Here is an 18,828-nt window from a genome sequence, read left to right on the forward strand (position 1 = left end):
CTCTAGTAATTCCATTTGTTCCGATGGGAATGGACAAGTCTGGAGACTTCTACTTTGAGAACTTCCCTTGGACCAAGGTTCCAGGATGGACTGTTCGTTCAGGCTATCCGAATACAGTGATTACGTCCGATGGAATCGTGGTGTCAGGTTCAGGTGCAGTAACAATTCGATTCCGTGTCATTAGAGTCAGTAGCACTGGTCTATCAGACATTCCAACGAGAATCATGGTCAACGGGGTTGTTCTGGGAGCAGTCGAGTACTTCGATAACGACACCACGGAAAAAACACGAAATACAACCCTGAACAACGGTGATGTGATCACTATGGAGGTAGAGGACACAGGTTCTTCAATCGACACATACAACACATTAACCACCGGAACCTATTTGATTGTGGAGCCGGTATGAACGAGCCTGAATTGCCAGAAATGACCGACCGAGAGTACATCGCGTACCTCAAGAAAATAGCCAAGGAACTTGGTTGGCCCAAATCGGAAGTATTGAAGTGCTTCATGGAGACTAAAAAACTACAGAAAGAGGTTAGAGAAAATGGGAATTAAAGTAACGGCGTACAACCCTACGCCACACATGCATAACGTCAGTGATGTGATTGACCTACAAAAAGCACTCTACGGAGCAGAGGGACGAACTACAGCACCAGTCTGTGACTTCGTGTACTCAGGAACATTCGGTATCGGTAATGCCTCTGACACGTCAGCAGGTGGTGGATTCTCGTCTGTCGTAGACACAGCGAACATGTGGTTTGGCGCGGGTGGAGGTGGAGCAGGTGACACTACTAAGGCAAGAGTTCTAATCCCATTCACAGGACGATACGAACTCGATTGGCAGTGGTTTGTGGATGGTGTAGGCACATCAGTCTGCTCAGCCACAGTCACGATGAATGGCACTAGCGTTGTTAATAATTCGATTGCAGCAGCACAGGGTGCGGGTAATGGTTGGGCTGGTCCTCATGCCAGAGTCAGCAGGGTCTTCAATGCGAATGACTTGCTCTACTTCTGGATGTGGCAGGGATCAGGAGCAACGAGAACCGTCTATGGCACTTGGTTCGGTGGTGTCCGAACTAGGGGAGTGGTTCGTTGGGTAGGTCCTGCCTAGTGTCTCAGCACAGTTCGCGCGGTAAAGAATGGGAGCGCATCAGACAAATAGTATTAGCCAACTTCGGTTATCAGTGCATCGGATTGTTTCCCTCTATTTGCGAGTTAGACAAACACCTTAGCGTTGACCACATCATTGCTAAGGCCAAGGGTGGAACCGATGACATAGAGAACCTACAGGTCTTGTGTCGTAGGTGTAATAGTAAGAAGCAGGACAAGCAGCAGTCAGTACAGAAGTCATGGTTCTCTAAGAAGTACTTCCCAGACGGCCCAATTAGAAGGCCAGGGTACTAGTAATTAAATAGGGTAGGGGTATCGCAGTAAGCGCCGGTGGGTAGTGAGTGACATACCCTGATACCCATAGGGGTAATACACATAGGTATTGGTATGTATACCAGTAGCAGTACTGGGTAGCAGTGCTACCTATTAGTACCTATTACTACTACTGAGAGCACAGTGAACAATGATGTGCATAATAGTAGTCATCCCTGCCTAGTATTGGCTCGTACATTGTTCGATTGAGAAAAGTAAAAAGAAATCAATTAAATTCAAATCAATTCATCATCAGCACGAATAGAGAAATAACTATGGCCCTATTGTGTGTGAATAAGCAGACTAATTGACACCAATTAATGCTCGTTTTTTTGAAATGAAACTCATGACCCCTGCCTAGTATTGGCTCGTACATTGTTCGATTGAGAAAAGTAAAAAGAAATCAATTAAATTCAAATCAATTCATCATCAGCACGAATAGAGAAATAACTATGGCCCTATTGTGTGTGAATAAGCAGACTAATTGACACCAATTAATGCTCGTTTTTTTGAAATGAAACTCATGACCCCTGCCTAGTGATGAAATAGTTTATAATGGAGTTAGAAAAACCAAAAAGGAGTTGTAAATGAATGGCAGTAGTAAGAAATGCAACATACGTAGAGTCGATTGACCTCTACATTGAGGCTAATCAGGAATGGATGACGGATAGTGATCAACCTCTAGTAACTTCGCTCTATAAAGCGGCCGAAGCACTGGATAAGCGAACCACAGCGTCATTGCTAGGTGAATTTAGACAGGTAATGCGTGAATTGCACAAGCGCAAGCCAGGACTACCAAAGGAGCAGGTTCTAGACGAGTTCGATGAACTGATGAAGGACTTTGTCTAACGAAGACAGAGTTCAGAAGTACGGAAAGCCGCAGTACTTCGACGGAACAGAACCTTATTGTCCTCTCGAATGGACACCACCTTTAAGTCCTGATGCTCCCTCTGATGGTCCTAGAGCACGTGCTCTTGCTTGCAAACTGTTTAAGCAGGAGAACGGCAAGTACCTAGAACTAGACGATTACCAAATCAGGCTAATTGACTCGATTCTTGAGTTATACCCTGATGACTACGAGGTAGAACACCTTCGTGGATGCCTTCGCTATCGTCAGGCGATTGTAAGTATCCCTAGACGTAACGGTAAGTCAACGCTTGCCTCTGTTCTAGTTACGTACTCCATGTTGCTCTCAGTGGCACCAAACATTGGTGTTCTTGCGTCTACCAAAGAGCAGGCGAAAGAAGTATTCGACAACACCAAGTACAACTTCGAGAACAACGAAGCGCTTAAGAAGCGTTTCAAGACCACCAACAGCAAAGGTCTTGAGTCTCGTAGGACTGACAAGCCTGCTCACTTCAAAATCCATGCCGGTAATGGTGATGGTCTACAGGGTATTACCTTCGTGGGCAACGTCCCCGTGGTCGTAGACGAACTACACATCACGAAGACCGAAGCCTATGACGCTGCTGTGAAGGGTGCCTCTACGTGTCTCTCAGCGGTAGTCATCGGTATCACTACAGCCGGTACGGAGGACTCAGAGCTTCTTAAGCGCCTCTACAAGACTGGTCAGGCTGCAATCGCCGGGGGAGAGGATGCCAACCCACGATTTGGCTTCTGGCACTGGACAGTTGCAGAGGGAACTGAGTTGTTCGACCGAGAGGCACTGCTCAGGGCTAACCCTGCTTCTCAGACCAACCCACCACGTATCGACATTGACCAGGAAATCCTGGAAGGCAAGGCGAACCCTGCCGGTGACTATGCAGAGTTCAGACGCTACCGACGTAATGAGTTCATCCACTCAGAAGACATTTGGTTGTCTCTCGATGTATGGGCTAAGGCCAACGGTAAGGGTATTCCTGAGCACTACACAGGCAATGTTGTGTACTCAATCGATAAGACTCAGGGTTGGGAATGGGCAACAGTCACAGCAGCAGCAAAAATTGATGATGTGGTCTACACCGAAATGGTGTGTCGTATTTACCAGCCAAACCTGGAATACCTAGAGCAAGTCTGCATGTACTTGTATTCAAATCAGAGAGCAGAACTGTTCGTAGTTAATGGTATGGCACTACGTGACTTGGCTATAAACCTAAGAGAGCAGCACAACCTACCAGCCGAATACATTACAGAGGCTCAAATGGTTTCTGCTACCTCTACAGCAACCTCTCTGATTGGCACAGGGCGAATGATTCATGCCGATGAACCACTAATGAAGAGGCAGTTACCTAATACAGTTATGAAAAATTCAGGAGAAGGAGTAAAAATCAGCATTACACATTCAACGGGTGAAATCGATGCAGTTAGAAGTATGGTCATGGCTGTTTATCAGGCAGAGCGTATGGAAATGCAAGACTTCAAACTAATTGTTTTATAATGTGATAAAATAATAAACAGCATGAGTAAATGGAACGATTTCTGGTTTGGAGCACCAGTAGAACAGGTTAGAAATGAAGTAGAAACTAGGTCAACACCTGATGGTGAACCCAGTCCTGCCATTCTTCCACCTTCAAGAGAAGCCGTAGGAATTAACCCTAAAGAGGCTTCAAGAATCGGTACTGTGTACCGCTCTGTCAACATCATCAGCACCATGATTTCTCAAATGCCTCTAGAGGTCTACAGAGGCGAAAAGAAAATCAACACCCCATTGGTTATTCAGAACCCAATCGAAGGCGAGAGCCAACGATCATTCGTTCAGCAAGTCGTCTGGTCACTTGCACTTTGGGGCAATGCTTACGTCAGAACCTTCGGAGACCCTGTGTCATCAGTCGAGGTCCTGGACCCCGATAGCGTCACAGTGACGAAAGACCCCGATACCGGGAAGACCACCTACTACGTTGGTAACAAGGTCGTTCCGGCTGGCCGTATAAGACACCTCAAGTTGGACCGTATGCCGGGGCAACTCAAAGGTATTGGTCCACTCACGGGTATGGGTGGTGAACTCAAGGCTGCATACCTTCTAGACAAGTTCCAGCAGACATGGTTTGACACCACAGGAACACCTAGAGGAATCCTCTCTACGACTCAGACACCGAACGCTACTCAGTCTGCTCAAATCGTAGAGGCATGGAACAACTTCCTTAAGGGGAGTTCAGGACAGGCAGTTCTGCCCTTCGGTATGACTTATGAAGCCTTCTCTGCAAAGCCAATGGAAGTTCAGTACATCGACGTAGCAGAAGCCAACATTCGCAACATTGCTCGTATTTTCGGTATCCCTGCTGCCAACTTGTTGTCAGCAATTCAGGGAACGTCAATGACGTACACCAACTACATCGAATCAAACATTCAGTTCTACCAGAACACCCTGTCGAACTACATGAATGAAATCGAGCAGTTCCTCTCTAGTCTGCTTCCACGCAATCAGAGAGTTGAATTCAATGAGGAGCAACTACTACGTATGTCTCCTGAGAAACTTTGGGCAGTAAAAAAGACTCAGTACGACGTAGGTTACTACGACGGTGCGGAGCAGCGTAAGCAGGAAGGCTTACCAGCACTGCCTAAGAAAGAAGCCGCTAAGCCTGCGGTAGTCGAAGACTCAAAGGCTAATTCTGATAAGGAAGTATCCGACAATGGAAATGGAGACTAGAGAGTACGACTTTGAAGCACGTATGTCTGACGTAGAAATGCGTCAGGTTACTGGCTTAGCCGTACCCTACGGGCAGACCATTGACCTTGGAGGTTTCCAGGAACGTGTTGAAAGAGGCGCATTCGATACAACGAAGTCTGTGCCTCTCCTATGGGGACACGATCATAGAGACATTCCTATTGGTCGAGTCACAGCAATGCGTGACACAGAACATGGTCTAGAAATCGATGCTGTACTAAACGATACAGACAAAGGTGAAAACGTCTACCGCGCACTCAAGGCCGGCGACGTATCAAAGTTTTCCATCGGCTTTATTCCGACCAAGAGTCGTAAAGAAGGCGATGTGATCGTAAGAGAGAAAGCAACATTGAAAGAAGTTTCAGTTGTCAATTTCCCTGCTTACACAAAGGCAAGTGTTACTTCGGTACGCGAAGCCGATAATAAAAATAATAAGGAGAATAAAATGGAAGACAATTTTGATTATTCTGCTGAAATCGGTGAAGTTCGTAGTGAGCTTGCTGAACTAGGCAGAAAGTTTGACAAGGTTACAGAGCGTGACGAGCAGGACACTGTTCAGTTCCGTTCAGCAGGTGAATGGATGAAGGCACTATTCAAGGGAGACACCGAAGCACGTGACTTCGCAACTTCTGTAGACGCTGACATTACTCGCCCAGCTTGGATCAACGATGGTCTAAAGCTAGTTGAAAAGCAGCGCATCGTTAAGGGTCTATTCTCACAGGCTCCGCTACCTCAGAGTGGCAACACCTACGAATACCCATACGTAAAGACACAGACAGGAACAGTTGGAGTTCAGGCCAACGAAGGTGACAACCTTGCCTACCTAAAGTTGGACATTGATACTGCCAACGCTGCTGTGAAGACATACGGTGGATACTCAAGCATCAGCCGTCAGGCTATTGAGCGTTCAGACGTTGCCTACCTAGAAGCAGTTCTACGCTTCCAGACAATTGCATACGCAAACGCAACAGAGGCAGCAGTTCAGGCTGCACTTCTAGCCACTTCTGCTACTGCAAACGAGGTAGTTATCGATCAGACTTCTACTGATGCAGAGGTATGGATCGGTGCTGTTCTAGACGCGAAGGCAGAAATCGATGACAACTCTAAGCTTGGACTAAGCGCAGACTTCATCGTAATCAGCCGCGACGTTCACAAGAAACTAGCGACAATCACTGACCTATCAGGTCGCCCTGTATTCGCAGTGAATGGTGATGGACAGAATACATTCGGTTCACTTCCTCTAAATGGAAAGCTAGCCGGTGTAATCGACGGCACTCCTGTAGTAGTTGGAAAGAACCTTGCAGCAGGCACCGTTGTTGTTGCCGCAAGCCAGGCTCTAGTTTCCCGTGAATCAGCAGGTGCTCCATTCCGTCTAACTGATGAGAACATTGTCAACTTGACAAAGGACTACTCAGTTTACGGTTACTTCGGTGTAGACGTACCTGACGTAAAGGGTATTACCTTCATCAAGGATGACGGAGTGTCCTAACAATGGCTGTAACGGTGGAGAGAGCGACGAGAGAAATTAATGTTGGCCCTGAGGACTACGACTTGGTTGAAGAGTTGCTAGGACAGGCAATCATTCTTATTGAGGATTACATTGGTGACACTGTTATCCCTGAACCGATTGTTGACCTAGCAACTATCAAGGTAATCAATGAACTATGGGCGCAGTACTCAACTTCTTACCGTCATGTTCAGGACACTTTTCAGACTGACCTATCCCCAATCATCACTAGCAGAGACCCAATGGTTCCTGCCTACATGGTTCTGAGAAAGTGGGTATTACCGTGGTAAACCCTCTATCAGAACTAAGGCAGGACATTGCTACTGCTCTGTCAGAAGCGGGTATCAGGACAGTTGATTATGCAGAGACGAAACTCTCTCCACCGTTAGCCGTAGTTGTTCCTGATGACAACTACATAGTTCTCCAGACTGGAAACAATTTCAAGTTTGGTGAATACAATGTCGCGGTTCAGGTAATGCTACTTGGACCACCAAAGTCTTCTAACCGAGTTGCTGCTGACTCGATGGATGAGTTAATCCTGACAGCAATCAGAGCACTGGATGAAGACTTTGACATTGTAAATGTTTCTGCTCCAGGTGAAGCAGCATTCAGCGGCAACACCTACTTTGGGGCAATTATTCAAATTGAAGCACAATTAAAACTTGGAGAGGATGAATAAATCATGGCAAATAAGTACAAGGGTAAATCACTTAGCATCACCGTAGACTCAGTTGAATACAACATGGACCTAACTTCTATCGTTCTACAGAACGAGGAAGCGGACGATGACGCTACGACTTTCGCAGACCTTGCGAATGGTGGTGCTGTTCAGTGGTACTTCGAAATTGAAGCAGTAGCCGATTACTCAGAGACAAGTCTCTGGTCATTCCTATGGACGGAAGCAGGGTCAACAGACATTGCATTCCTATTCAAGCCATACGGAAACGCAACTGCAACTGCCGCTCAGCCTCATTTCTCAGGCACGCTCAATGTAGGCTCTAAGCCTCCTGTTGGTGGTACTGCGAATGAGGTCTTTACATTCGAGGCTCGTCTCGATGTAAACGATGAACCTACAAAGGTTGTGGCCTAGCGGTGACAGGGGTAAGCGTAAAGGTTGACGGCATTCTCAATGTCATCAGTTCTCTGACCAAACTTGGACAGCGTTCTGGTGACTTGAAACAAGCCTTCGACCGTATCGGTAACAAAGTAAAGCGTGATGCTGTACCGCTTACCCCTACTGCCACAGGTGCTCTTGCTCGATCAATCAGAGCAGGTAGAACCAAGAATAAAGCAACGATTCGAGCCGGTGGCGCAAGCAGACGTTCACATGGTGGTGGAGTCTATGCGCCAATCGCGCACTACGGTACTTATACACACAGAAGCAAGGGTCCTAGACCATTCCTGACTACTGCTGCTAATCAGAATCAGGATTATGCAAAGCGAGAAATAAGTAACGAATTAAGTAGTATAATTAGAACATTGGGCTTAGGCTCATAAAATACATTTTAGGGAGAGTTTTAAACAATGACACAGAAGAATAAGAAGAATGCTATTCAGACTATGAAAGCAGCAGAACTAAGCATGGCAGAACGTAAGGCCGGTCTTTCTCTAGCAACGCTAGAAGACCCCAACTATCCAAAGGCTGACCTGCTTATCGCTCTTGGTTGGGTGATCGCCAAGCGTGACAATCCAACACTTACATTCGAGGACTACGGTTTCTCAAAGACACTTGAGGAAATCACCGAGGAACTCGGTCTAGGGGAGTAGTTAGAGGTGGCGGAATTCTTCCCTGGGTATGACGAGGATGAAGAGTACCTAGACGTACTCAAGCAGCACGCGAAGGACAAGGCTAGGTTCTGTCTATCCACAGGAATTCCACCCTCTGAGTATGACCAGTTGACACAAATCGAAATCAATGAATTCATCAAGGAAGCCAACAGGCAGGCTTCCAGGAAAGGTGCGTAGGAGACAATAGCGAATACAATCGTCGTTCAAATTTTAGGAGACAACTCAAGCCTAAACAGAGCAATCAGACAAGCGAATAGAGACATTGCGAGTCTAAACAACATTGCCAACGTTGGAATCAAGGCAATGGCTGGACTTGGCATTGCTATGGCAGGTATGGCTGCTGCCGGTGTAGCGGCTGGTGCTGTTGCCTCTGCTGCTGCTGCCGGTATGACAGCGGCAATCGGTGGAGCACTGATTTACTTTGCAGCCAAGAACCAAGAGGTCAAAGACTCCTTCACGAGTCTGAAAGACCATGTGACACAGTCAATGACGGACCTAACGGGTCCTCTGGTAGAGCCTCTGAAACAGTTCGCATTGCAGGCCAGGGGAGCCTTCGACGCTCTAGCACCAAGCATCAGCAACATCGTCGGTTTGCTCGGTCCCATGATCACCCAAATTGGTGACAAGTTGACCCCTCTCGCGCAGAAGTTGGGACCAATGTTGGAGTCAGCATTCCGTGCTGGTCAGGGGCCACTTCTAGCGTTCATCGATGGTCTTGGTCCTGTCACTGACGGCATGAAGGGATTCTTCGATGCAGTGAACAGACCTGAGGTATTAGCGTTCGTCACTACGTTGATGACAACCATCGGTCAGTTGCTACCCATCATTGGTGAATTGCTTGTCTCACTGACACCCATCGGTACTGCGGTACTACCTCTGCTAGTGACGGCATTTCAGGCTGTATCGGACGTAATTACCGGAACCCTAGTTCCTGCCTTCACAACCATCGGAACGTTCTTAGGAGAGCATCCAGGGCTAGTTCAGGGTCTAGTGGCGGCGTTCGTGGGTCTCAAGGTGGCAATGATCGCTGCTCAACTAGCAATCGTTCTCTACAACGGTGTAGCCGTAGCGGTACGTGTGGCAACAATCGCATGGACAGCTGTGCAGTGGCTACTCAACGCATCGATGTACGGATTTCCTCTGGTATGGATCATTGCTGCAATCGTCGCGGTAATCGCTATCGTCTGGCTTCTGATTTCCAACTGGGACACAGTGAAGGCATTCTTACTTGCCTGCTGGGAAGCAATCAAGTCAGCCGCTATCACCGTATGGAATGCAATTCTGAACTTTCTACAGGCAACATGGAACACCATCAAGTCTGTAGTCATGGGCGCTATCAACTTCGTGGTGAACTGGATCAGCAACGGTTGGTCAATGGTATTCAGCACTGCAACTAGCGTCTGGAATTCCATCGTGAACTTCCTACAGAACGCTTGGAATAACATTCGTAATGCCGTGACAAACGGTGTCAATGAAGTTCGAAACATCGTGACAAACACGTTCAACAACATCCTGAGTTTTATCGGTGGACTAGCCGGAAGGTTCTACACCATCGGTGTTCAAATGATTCAGGGTCTGATCAACGGTGTAAGGGCTATGGCATCGAACATTGCCTCTGCTGCTCGATCAGTTGTGGAGGGTGCTATCAATGCAGCCAAGTCAGCACTGAGCATTGGATCACCTTCTAAGTTGTTCCGTCAGTTCGGTATTTGGACAGGTGAAGGTTACGTACTTGGTATCAAGGATGAAGCAAAGGCTGTAGAAAAAGCCGGTGCGTCAATAGGTATCGCTGCTCAGAAGGGATTCGAGAGCAAGCCATTCTTCTCTGCCGGACTAACTATTGGTGAACAGGTAGCAGAAGGAATCAAAAAGGCAAGTTCAAGTGTTGCCTCTGCTGCTTCTGGTCTATCAGGAATTGCTACGGCAAGACTTGGTGGTTGGGAAGGAAGACTTGAATTCGATGCTGCTGTGACTGGCAGAGGTGGAGCAGGAAGCACCATCACCCTAAACGTTCAATCGGGCATCAGTTCTCCTGAGGAAACAGGTAGAGCAGTAGTCACGGCTATTCAGGATTTTGAAAGAGTTAATGGATCAAGGTGGAGAGAATGATAGGTGGAAAATTAGAGAACGGTGATGTTCTCGTAGAAATCGAAAACAAGAAAACATACAATGTAGCGCCACTGGTGGTTGCTGCACAGGAACGTCTTACTGCTATGTACTACGGGACCTTCTCATGGGGTAACTACACCGTCTACCGTCCAGGTAATACCGGCGGTGGTCCAGGTACAGGTGGTCTACGTCGTCTGTATGCACCCTGGGTAAGAACGGGACCTGATGCGTTCGGTAACTACAAGTATTCACTCAACAACTCAACGATGGTCAGGAAGGTAATTGGTCTTCAAATGCCAACCTCGGTTACGGGAGTAGCAGGCAAGTACTACAGCGTGACCATTGACATTGCTACCTTCGTTACCGCTATGCCAGGTGCATTCGACTATGTAACCCAGCCTCCGGCATACATCAACCTCTATGCCTCAAACGGTAATGAGGCTCAGGATGTTCTGATTGCTCGATCACCTCGAATCAATCCAGCCAACCCTGCAAATCAGTACTACAACTTCCATCCAGGTAAGCGAGACTCACAGGTTCTACTGTCACCTGTTGCGGCAATGCCGGTAGGAAAACTGTACTTCCGTTTGGAAGTGGAACATGACTACGACTGGTCAGCAACTAGAGACATTTGGTTACCTCAGGACTACTTCGGTAGCGGTAACCCATTGCCTCCACAGTTGGCATTCTGGGAAATCGACTTCGACAGTGCAAACCTGTTTGAAGAAAGTTCTGGTATCCAGGAATGGATCAGTTCAGCATCAAGACCTACTACTTATGATTGGCGTAGTCAGGCAATCAGTACACCTGGGTACACCGATGGTATCCAGGCAACCATTGACATTCCTGATGACTCTTTGATTGCTACCGAAGGTGCTGTGTTCTCATTCTGGACTGCTCAGCCAACGTCATCATTCACAATCAATGTTTCTGGTGGTAGTGCCAGCAGCACAAAGACAGTTCCAGCAAGTGCGGTAGCGCAGTGGGTGAAGGTCCCTCTTGCTCCCAACCTGGTTGACGGCAATACAGTAACCATCAAGGTCAACCTTGGCTTTGTTTCCGGTCCTGCTCTGTATGCAGACATTGATGCCGATGGAACTGACGGACACAACTACTACTCCTATGTGGACATGGTTGGTTCTGTCTCTGACATTACGATTCAGCGATTCGACTCAGAGGTAAGTACCTGTGCTCTGACCCTTCGTGATGACACAGGTATTGATGTGGATGAAACGTTCGCTCCTGGTAAGGCATTCCGAATCAGAACGAACACCTCCAACAACATCCCTGAGACTGAGTGGGGTGGAGTTCCGATGAACTATTTCAACACGGTTTTCCAGGGAACTCTAGAGAACCGACGTGCAACCTATCCACGTGGTGCGAGACCAGAAATCAAGGTACTGGGAACCAACAGTTTTACTACTCTGCTGGAAAAGACAGAGTATGCGTTCAAGGCGCTTGAGAACTACATGAACTTGTTCCCTTACCTCGGTATCGTGACGGTGCTTCATGAGACCGGGGGAATCAATGGAGCAAAGCCAACAGACCCTAATGCTAGTTCTGCCGGATACGGTGACTACACAGGTCTGTGGAAACTTCGTGACGACTCATTGAACATGACCATGTTGGATGCTCTATTCATCACTCGTAACAGTCAGTTCGGTTATGCCTACTTCGATAGGTTCAATAGAATCATCCTTGCTGGTGATCCCCCTGACCAAACGACAGTGTTCACGGATCAGACGCCGGTAGGTGATGAGTTCTCCTACAGCAAACTGGACCTACAGTACGGCACAACCAACGTCATCAACTATGTTGCTTTGACTGCCTTCGACCATGTGATTAGCGTGGATGAGGACCTGTTGATTCACAACAACGTAGCGAAGACTGAACTGTCTTTCTTCGATGAAGAATCGCTCAGGAAGTATCGTAAGGCTGAATACAAACTACAAATGTTCAACAGGGTTGACTGGTCAGACATTCAGAACAAAATCCTGGACAAGTACAAGGACCCAGTAATCACTGCTAGTACTCTGAGGTTCCCGGTACGTACACATGACGAGTTATTCACTACGTCCATGATCGACATGTACGAAACTATTAGCATCAAATACCAGGACAAACTGGATACCAACTACAGAATCCATACCATCAAGCACTTCATCAAACCTGGTGAAACCTGGATTACAGAGTTCGGCTTCGGGATAAATTCGGACAGCCCGCTCTGGTGATCAGGTAAAGACTTGCTTCGAAAGAAGCGGGAAGGGTTGTCATTGCCCTACCTCCTAATGAGTAGACCCTGAGAGCGTTTCTAACGTTTTCGGGGTCTACTTGTACCTACCTATAATAAAAGTGTCTGTAATCCTGTATTACATGACCGGAATCGGTATCAGGTAGGGTGTAGTAGTCCCATCAACTACATGCACAACCCGCGATACAGCACGGCATCGATGGTAGAGGGCCGTCAACTACAGCGTGTCGTTGGGCCGGTGGCGGCGCGGCCGACTCCGTGCTACTCGCCGCGAATGCGCAGGATGCCGGTCACCGTGCCCTGCCAGAAGTCGCCGGTGTCGGTCACCAGTCCGGACATCTGCAGGGTGTCGTTGACCGCGGTCCCGGGGAGCGGGCTGGTGTGCTCGACCGAGCCGTCGGACGGGTCGATCACCGCGAACGCGAAACCGTCCAGGGGCGTCGTGACGTCGAATCCCTGACGGATCACGGTGTACAGCAGGCCGTCGCCGGTCGACAGGTGCGGGACCGCGGCGCTGCGGACGTCGTTGCTCCACACCTGGTGGCAGCCGATCGGGTCGATGTCCACCCGGGTCATGCCGCCGGTGAAGGGCGCGTTCGTCGGAACGGCCGGTCCCGCCCCGTCCGGAACGGTGGGATACGGGTAGCCGTACGTCCCGGCGACGTACACCGAGTTGCCGATGCCGATCGGGGAGTTCTCGCTGCCGCCCGGATTGTCGAGCACCGGGAGCGTGCAGATCTCGTCGCCGGAATCGGCGCGGAAGACCCGGAGGTTCACCTGCGGGTCGGCGTTGTCGACGATCGCGACGAAATCGCTGCCGGTCGACGGCCCGAAGTAGGTGGGGGTGGAGCCGGTGCCGTGGCTGAGCTGCCCCGGTTTCCGGCCCGGTCCGCGGTCGTATTCGCGGCGCCAGTCCAGACGGACCTCGCCGTCGCGGAGCGCGAACTGGTACAGGGCGTGGGTGGTCGCGACCGCGGCGCCGGCGGGAGAGGTGGAGATGCTGTTCTGCACCTGCTCGCCCGCGGCCAGCGGCAGGGTGTGCGCGACACCGCCGCGATCCACGGCTCCGACGACGCCGCCGCCCGTCGCGAACCAGACGTTGCCCTGCCAGTCCGGCGTCAGCCCGGTGACGCTGTCGTCCTGGGGAACGCTGCCGGACAGGTCGACGTGTGAATCGACGGTGAGCCGCCATCGGCCGCCGGGGTCCTTCGCATGCCCGAGGCGCAGGAGCTGACGGTTGCCGTCGACGACGACGAGGCGGTTGTCGTTGTCGAGGAACGCGTACACGCCGCCGAGCAGGCTGCCCTTCGCCAGCGCGAACGTGGCGAGCGAGCCTCCGAACGGCGCCGCGGGGGCGGCGGGGTCGATCAGGTGCACGGTGGGAACCTGGCCGGCCACGGACGTGCACAGTGCGACGACGTGGCGGTCGGAACCCTGCAGGAGGGTCGGGCACGCCGACACCAGCGGGTACGCGGACAGCGTGACGGGGCCGGCACCGGGACCGGGCAGCGGAGTCACGTCGGTGGACCCGGCGTCGCCGTGCATCGTGGACGTGCCCGCGGGCCCGAGGAACGGATTCGGCGAGGCGGGCGGACCCCACTGCGGGGCGGCGCCCGCGGGCAGCGCGCCACCGCAGAGGACGGCGAGCAGGACTGCGAGAACGGTGCCGGCGCGGCGGGCTGTGGGTCGGCGGATCACGTGAATCGGAACGTCCTCGCCGCCAGGGCCCCCGCGGCCGCCCCCCAGACGGCGAGGACCACGACGCTGAGCAGATCCACCGATCCCGACAGGGCGGCGTCGAGGGCGTGCGCGAGCGCTCCGGACGGAATCAGCCGGGCCCCGGTGTGCAGGAGCCAGGGGAGTTCGCCGGTGGCGAACACCACACTGCCGACGCCGACCATCACGAACCACAGGATGTTGGCGAGGGCGAGGACGATGTCGGCGCGGAGGGTGCCGCCGAGCAGCAGGCCCATCGCCGCGAACGTCACGGTACCCAGGGCGATGATCACCGCGCCGAGGAGGAGTCCCCACGCACTGGGACGCCAGCCGAGTGCCAGTCCGATCGCACCGAGGAGGACGGATTGCAGGGCGACGACGATGACCACGGCGGCGCTCTTCCCGGCGATGATTCCCCACGTCGGCAGGGGAGTCGCGCCGAGCCGTTTGAGGGCGCCGTACCGGCGGTCGAAACCGACCGCGATCGCCTGCCCGGTGAACGCGGTGGACATCACCGCCACCATCATCACGGCGGGCACCACCTTGTCGACCCGCGACGTGCCGAGGTCGCCGATGGGCAGCAGGCACAGCCCGATCAGCAGCGTGATCGGGATGAACATCGTCAGCAGCAGCTGTTCGCCGTTGCGCAGGAGCAGTTTCAGCTCGAGCGCGGTCTGCGCCCGCAGCATGACCGCCGCGCCGCTCGGGCGGGGGTCGGGGGTGAACGTGCCGGGGGCGAACCGATTCTCCGTCAGACGGTCACTGGTGCTCATCGTCATCCCCTCAGTTCCCGGCCGGTGAGTTCGAGAAAGACGTCCTCGAGGCTGCGCTGGTCGACGCGGATGTCGCTGATCAGGGCGTCCAGATCGGCGCACCACGACGCCACCGAGGCCACCACCTTCGGGTCGATCGGCCCTTCGACGAGGTAGGTGCCCGGTCCGGACTCGGCCACCCGGAATCCGTCGGGGAGTGTTCTCGCGAGGGGCCCGGTGTCCAGGCCGGCGGGCGCGGTGAGCCGCAACTGGCCTTCGGCGCCGCGGCTGGTGACCTCGGCGGGCGTTCCGGCGGCGACGATCGACCCGTGGTCGATGATGACGAGCCGGTCCGCGAGTTCCTCGGCCTCGTCCATCAGATGGGTCGTCAGCAGCACGCTGACGCCGTCGCGGCGCAGCGCGTCGATCAGTTCCCACACCAGCAGGCGGGCCTGGGCGTCGAGCCCGGCGGTGGGCTCGTCGAGGAAGACCAGTTCGGGGCGGCCCACCAGCGCGCACGCCAGGGACAGGCGCTGCTGCTGTCCGCCGGACAGCCGGCGGTACGGGGTGCGACGCGAATCCTCGAGGCCGAGGCTGCGCAGCAGCCAGTCGGGGTCGAGGGGGTCGGCGGAGTACGCGGCGACGAGGTCGAGCATCTCGCCGGCGCGGGAACCGGGGTACGCGCCGCCGCCCTGCAGCATCACACCGATCCGGGCCCGGACGGCGCCGGCATCCACGACGGGATCGAGTCCGAGGACGCGGACGGTGCCGCTGTCCGGGCGGACGAAACCCTCGCACATCTCGACGGTGGTGGTCTTACCCGCGCCGTTGGGACCGAGCAACGCCACGACCTGTGCCGGTTCGACGGTGAGATCGAGCCCGTCGACGGCCCTCACGCCGTCGAACGTCTTCACCACGCCTTCCAGGCGTACAGCAGGTTGCGCCGATCCGGGCGTTCGCGAGGTCACGGGGAATCAGCGTAAGCCCTGGCCGGGTGTGACCCGGCCGGTGCCCCGGCTTTCCGCGCCGGCATCGTCCCGGGGCGGATCCTGCGGTTCCGGTGCGGCGGGCTGCTGCCCCGGACCGACCCGCCACGGCAGGCGGTTGCGGGTGATCACGATCAGCGTTCCGGCGGTAAAGATGGTGGCGATGGCGGCCTGCACGATGACGAACGGCTGGTACTCGCCGCCGTTCGGCATGAGGATGACGCTGACGATGGACGAGAAGGCGATCGCGGGGACGCGGAAGGCGGGTGCGGTGGCCCAGGCGGCGAGCGGCAGGACCGCCCACAGCAGATACCAGGGCTGCACCACGGGGAACAGCAGGACGACCGCGCCGAGGGACAGTCCGAGCGCGCCGACCGCGTGGATGCGGCCGACGAGGGTGGCGACGAGCATCCGGAGTGTGATGAACGCCGCAGCGACGGCGGCGATCGGCCGGGTCAGGCTCAGCACCGCCGTCGTGTGATCGCCGAGGCCCAGCAGGACCCCGGCCAGTCCGGTGCCGAGGCCGAGGAGCGTGGGTATCGACATCCAGCTGCGGACCGCGTTCGCCGTGCCGAGCGTGTGCACCCAGCCGATGCCGAGTCCGCTGGACGTGCTGATCACGAGGGTGACCACCAGGGCCACGCCGCCGAGCAGGGCGGCCGCGGTGAGCACCGCTTTCGGAGTTCCGCCCCATCGCCGGGCCAGCGCCATCCCGACGAACCCCAGCGCGAGGAGGGAGGGAATCTTGATCGTCGACGACAGGGCGATGAGCGCCGCCCCCGACAGCAGCAGGAGAAGGGACTGCCCGCGGATCGGTTCCGACCGTTCGACGGCCCGCAGCGCCAGTTCGATCCCGGCCAGCATGAGGCCGAGCATCAGCGCCTCGTTGTGGATCCCGGCGACCAGGTGGAACAGCAGCAGGGGGTTGGCGGCGCCCAGCCAGAGGGCGCTGACCTCCGCGACGCCGCAGCGGCGCGCGAGGCGGGGGAGCGCCCACACGATCATGGCCACACCGGCGAGGGCGAGCAGCCGGTGCAGGAAGATTCCCGCGACGATGTTCTCGCCGGTCAGCCAGCTGATCCCGCGCCCCATCCAGAGGAACAGCGGGCCGTACGGCGCGGGAGTGTCCCGCCAGATCGTCGGCACGGTGCGGGTCAGGACGTGATCGACGCCGAGAGCGCCCGCCGGACCGATGGCGTACGGGTCGAGCCCGCGGGCCGCGATCTCGCTCTGCGCGAGGTACGAGTACACGTCCTTGCTGAACATCGGCGGCGCGACGGACAGCGGGATGATCCACAGCAACAGGGTGCGGTCGAGCTGGGACCGGTTGAGGCGGCGCACGGCCCCCGACTGCAGGCTGCCGATCGCGAACCGTCCGAGCAGCAGCCATGCGAGCACGATCATCACGGTGCCGGTCATGGTGAGCGTCAGCGCGACGCTGGGGATCCGGGCGGGAAGTCCGATGATCCGCAGTCCCTGGACGGGGTTCTGCAATACCGGCTGGGCGCCGGCGCCGAGTGCGCCCACCGCCATCAGGACGGCGCCGGTCGCGCCGAACCGGCGAATGCCGCGGAGCTGCGCGGTCTCCTGTCCGTTCAGGCCTGCCGTCTCCGGTTCGTCGCCGTGCAACGCGGCCGCCACCGACGAGCGGGGCGAGGGTCCGTCGATGCCCAGCGCCCACCGGACGAGCTCGGCCGGATGTCGGAGAGCGGCGCGAGCCGTCAAGGTCGGCTCCGCGCGGGTCGGCTCCGGGTTCTCGGGGGTCTGCGGCACACAGGCAGCGTAGCGGTGCGCCGAACACGGCCGGTTCGGCCAGTATTCCCGCGGCCGGGCGCACATAATCACAGGTGTAAGGCAGGGCACCCTTAGTAGACCTGCGTTCGGAATTCCGTCACACTGGTGTTGTGAAAACGGATACGACACCACGTGCAACGAAGGAAAGCGCAGTTCACGCGCCTTCTTCGGCGGCGCCTGTCGCAACCGCTTCACCCGTCGCCGTGGGCCACGAAGGGCACACCCGCGCGGCCGTCGTGAAGCTCCTTCTCGAGGAGGGGCCGATCACCGCCTCGGAAATCGGAACCCGCCTGGGTCTGAGCGCCGCCGGTGTCCGTCGTCATCTCGACGCACTCCTCGAATCCGGCGAGGCGCGCGAGGCGTCGTCCGTCGCCGTGCGTCACCGCGGACGGGGACGGCCCGCCAAATATTTCCAGATCACCGCCAAGGGCCGCGGACGGCTCGGCCACGCGTACGACGACCTCGCGGGCGCGGCCATGCGCCAACTCCGGGAGGTCGGGGGAGACGCCGCGATCACCGAATTCGCTCGCCGCCGAGTCCAGGCGATCGTCGGCGACGTCACCCCGGCCGCGGATCAGAGCGCCGAGGGCCTCGAAACCACCGCCGACGCCATCGCCGACGCGTTCACGACCGCCGGATTCGCGGCCTCGACCCGCCCGGTCGGCAACGGCGTGCAGATCTGCCAGCACCACTGCCCGGTCTCGCACGTCGCCGAGGAATTCCCGGAATTGTGCGAAGCCGAGCAGGCAGCGTTCGCCCAACTGCTCGGCACCCACGTCCAGCGGCTCGCGACCATCGCGAACGGCGACTGCGCCTGCACCACCCACGTTCCACTCGTCCCGCCGTCCGGTCCCAGATGACAACGCTCCACGAACAGATCGCTTCACCGATAGAT

General features: G+C 54.9%; 16 protein-coding genes. 12 read left to right on the plus strand and 4 right to left on the minus strand.

Going from position 1 to position 18,828, the window contains the following annotated elements; translation table 11 throughout:
* Nucleotides 1–23: 23 nt before the first annotated feature.
* From ROP_RS42825 to ROP_RS42855, 11 genes are all read left to right on the plus strand, one after another.
* On the plus strand, nucleotides 24–407 hold the full coding sequence (locus tag ROP_RS42825) for a hypothetical protein (RefSeq protein WP_148222533.1): 384 nt from the start codon (nucleotides 24–26) through the stop codon (nucleotides 405–407).
* 707 nt (nucleotides 408–1,114) lie between these two features.
* A complete protein-coding gene (locus ROP_RS41660; RefSeq protein ID WP_231869018.1) occupies nucleotides 1,115–1,408 on the plus strand; it encodes an HNH endonuclease in 294 nt (97 codons plus the stop codon).
* Nucleotides 1,409–2,017: 609 nt separating this feature from the next.
* On the plus strand, nucleotides 2,018–2,275 hold the full coding sequence (locus ROP_RS42830; RefSeq protein ID WP_148222534.1) for a hypothetical protein: 258 nt from the start codon (nucleotides 2,018–2,020) through the stop codon (nucleotides 2,273–2,275).
* Nucleotides 2,268–3,803, plus strand: a complete 1,536-nt coding sequence (locus ROP_RS41665) for a terminase large subunit domain-containing protein (protein ID WP_015890646.1) — start codon at nucleotides 2,268–2,270, stop codon at nucleotides 3,801–3,803. Before ROP_RS42830 ends, ROP_RS41665 begins: the two co-directional genes overlap by 8 nt.
* A gap of 21 nt (nucleotides 3,804–3,824) precedes the next feature.
* A complete protein-coding gene (locus tag ROP_RS41670) occupies nucleotides 3,825–5,012 on the plus strand; it encodes a phage portal protein (protein WP_015890647.1) in 1,188 nt (395 codons plus the stop codon).
* The gene (locus ROP_RS41675; RefSeq protein WP_080512549.1) at nucleotides 4,996–6,519 is read left to right on the plus strand and encodes an HK97 family phage prohead protease; all 1,524 of its coding nucleotides are present in this window, start codon (nucleotides 4,996–4,998) and stop codon (nucleotides 6,517–6,519) included. The genes ROP_RS41670 and ROP_RS41675 overlap by 17 nt, the downstream gene beginning before the upstream one ends.
* A gap of 289 nt (nucleotides 6,520–6,808) precedes the next feature.
* Nucleotides 6,809–7,216 (plus strand): hypothetical protein, encoded by a 408-nt coding sequence (locus ROP_RS42835; protein WP_148222535.1) that lies wholly within the window; start codon nucleotides 6,809–6,811, stop codon nucleotides 7,214–7,216.
* Nucleotides 7,217–7,219: 3 nt separating this feature from the next.
* Nucleotides 7,220–7,627 carry a hypothetical protein gene (locus ROP_RS42840; protein ID WP_148222536.1) on the plus strand — a complete coding sequence of 136 codons (408 nt, stop codon included), beginning with the start codon at nucleotides 7,220–7,222 and terminating at the stop codon, nucleotides 7,625–7,627.
* 434 nt (nucleotides 7,628–8,061) lie between these two features.
* Nucleotides 8,062–8,304, plus strand: a complete 243-nt coding sequence (locus ROP_RS42845; RefSeq protein WP_148222537.1) for a hypothetical protein — start codon at nucleotides 8,062–8,064, stop codon at nucleotides 8,302–8,304.
* A gap of 324 nt (nucleotides 8,305–8,628) precedes the next feature.
* Nucleotides 8,629–10,434 (plus strand): phage tail protein, encoded by a 1,806-nt coding sequence (locus ROP_RS42850; RefSeq protein WP_015890649.1) that lies wholly within the window; start codon nucleotides 8,629–8,631, stop codon nucleotides 10,432–10,434.
* A complete protein-coding gene (locus tag ROP_RS42855) occupies nucleotides 10,431–12,665 on the plus strand; it encodes a hypothetical protein (protein WP_148222538.1) in 2,235 nt (744 codons plus the stop codon). The genes ROP_RS42850 and ROP_RS42855 overlap by 4 nt, the downstream gene beginning before the upstream one ends.
* 281 nt (nucleotides 12,666–12,946) lie before the next feature.
* Here the strand turns inward: ROP_RS42855 and ROP_RS34690 are convergent, their stop codons facing one another.
* From ROP_RS34690 to mptB, 4 genes are read right to left on the minus strand one after another with little or no spacing between them, the layout of a single operon-like run.
* Nucleotides 12,947–14,383: a hypothetical protein gene (locus ROP_RS34690; protein WP_015890651.1), complete on the minus strand. Its 1,437-nt coding sequence runs from the start codon at nucleotides 14,381–14,383 to the stop codon at nucleotides 12,947–12,949.
* Entirely contained in the window at nucleotides 14,380–15,180 is an 801-nt protein-coding gene (locus ROP_RS34695) for an ABC transporter permease (RefSeq protein ID WP_043825985.1), read from the minus strand. Before ROP_RS34695 ends, ROP_RS34690 begins: the two co-directional genes overlap by 4 nt.
* Complete coding sequence (locus ROP_RS34700) at nucleotides 15,177–16,121, minus strand: ABC transporter ATP-binding protein (RefSeq protein ID WP_015890653.1); 945 nt, start codon at nucleotides 16,119–16,121, stop codon at nucleotides 15,177–15,179. Before ROP_RS34700 ends, ROP_RS34695 begins: the two co-directional genes overlap by 4 nt.
* 6 nt (nucleotides 16,122–16,127) lie before the next feature.
* Nucleotides 16,128–17,912 (minus strand): polyprenol phosphomannose-dependent alpha 1,6 mannosyltransferase MptB, encoded by a 1,785-nt coding sequence (gene mptB / locus ROP_RS34705; RefSeq protein WP_015890654.1) that lies wholly within the window; start codon nucleotides 17,910–17,912, stop codon nucleotides 16,128–16,130.
* Between the two features lie 131 nt (nucleotides 17,913–18,043).
* Between mptB and ROP_RS34710 the strand changes: the two genes are divergently transcribed.
* Nucleotides 18,044–18,793, plus strand: a complete 750-nt coding sequence (locus ROP_RS34710; RefSeq protein WP_015890655.1) for a helix-turn-helix transcriptional regulator — start codon at nucleotides 18,044–18,046, stop codon at nucleotides 18,791–18,793.
* The last annotated feature ends 35 nt before the right edge of the window (nucleotides 18,794–18,828 follow it).

It is taken from the genome of Rhodococcus opacus B4, assembly GCF_000010805.1.
In the GTDB taxonomy this organism is placed as follows: Bacteria; Actinomycetota; Actinomycetes; order Mycobacteriales; family Mycobacteriaceae; genus Rhodococcus_F; species Rhodococcus_F opacus_C.

Excerpts from the sequence above, each read along its gene's own strand:
- ROP_RS42840 (WP_148222536.1), top strand. The coding sequence starts at position 7,220 with ATGGCAAATAAGTACAAGGGTAAATCACTTAGCATCACCGTAGACTCA.
- ROP_RS34695 (WP_043825985.1), bottom strand. The coding sequence starts at position 15,180 with ATGACGATGAGCACCAGTGACCGTCTGACGGAGAATCGGTTCGCCCCC.
- ROP_RS42855 (WP_148222538.1), top strand. The coding sequence starts at position 10,431 with ATGATAGGTGGAAAATTAGAGAACGGTGATGTTCTCGTAGAAATCGAA.
- ROP_RS42830 (WP_148222534.1), top strand. The coding sequence starts at position 2,018 with ATGGCAGTAGTAAGAAATGCAACATACGTAGAGTCGATTGACCTCTAC.
- ROP_RS42825 (WP_148222533.1), top strand. The coding sequence starts at position 24 with ATGGGAATGGACAAGTCTGGAGACTTCTACTTTGAGAACTTCCCTTGG.
- ROP_RS41675 (WP_080512549.1), top strand. The coding sequence starts at position 4,996 with ATGGAAATGGAGACTAGAGAGTACGACTTTGAAGCACGTATGTCTGAC.
- ROP_RS42845 (WP_148222537.1), top strand. The coding sequence starts at position 8,062 with ATGACACAGAAGAATAAGAAGAATGCTATTCAGACTATGAAAGCAGCA.
- ROP_RS42850 (WP_015890649.1), top strand. The coding sequence starts at position 8,629 with ATGGCTGGACTTGGCATTGCTATGGCAGGTATGGCTGCTGCCGGTGTA.
- ROP_RS41670 (WP_015890647.1), top strand. The coding sequence starts at position 3,825 with ATGAGTAAATGGAACGATTTCTGGTTTGGAGCACCAGTAGAACAGGTT.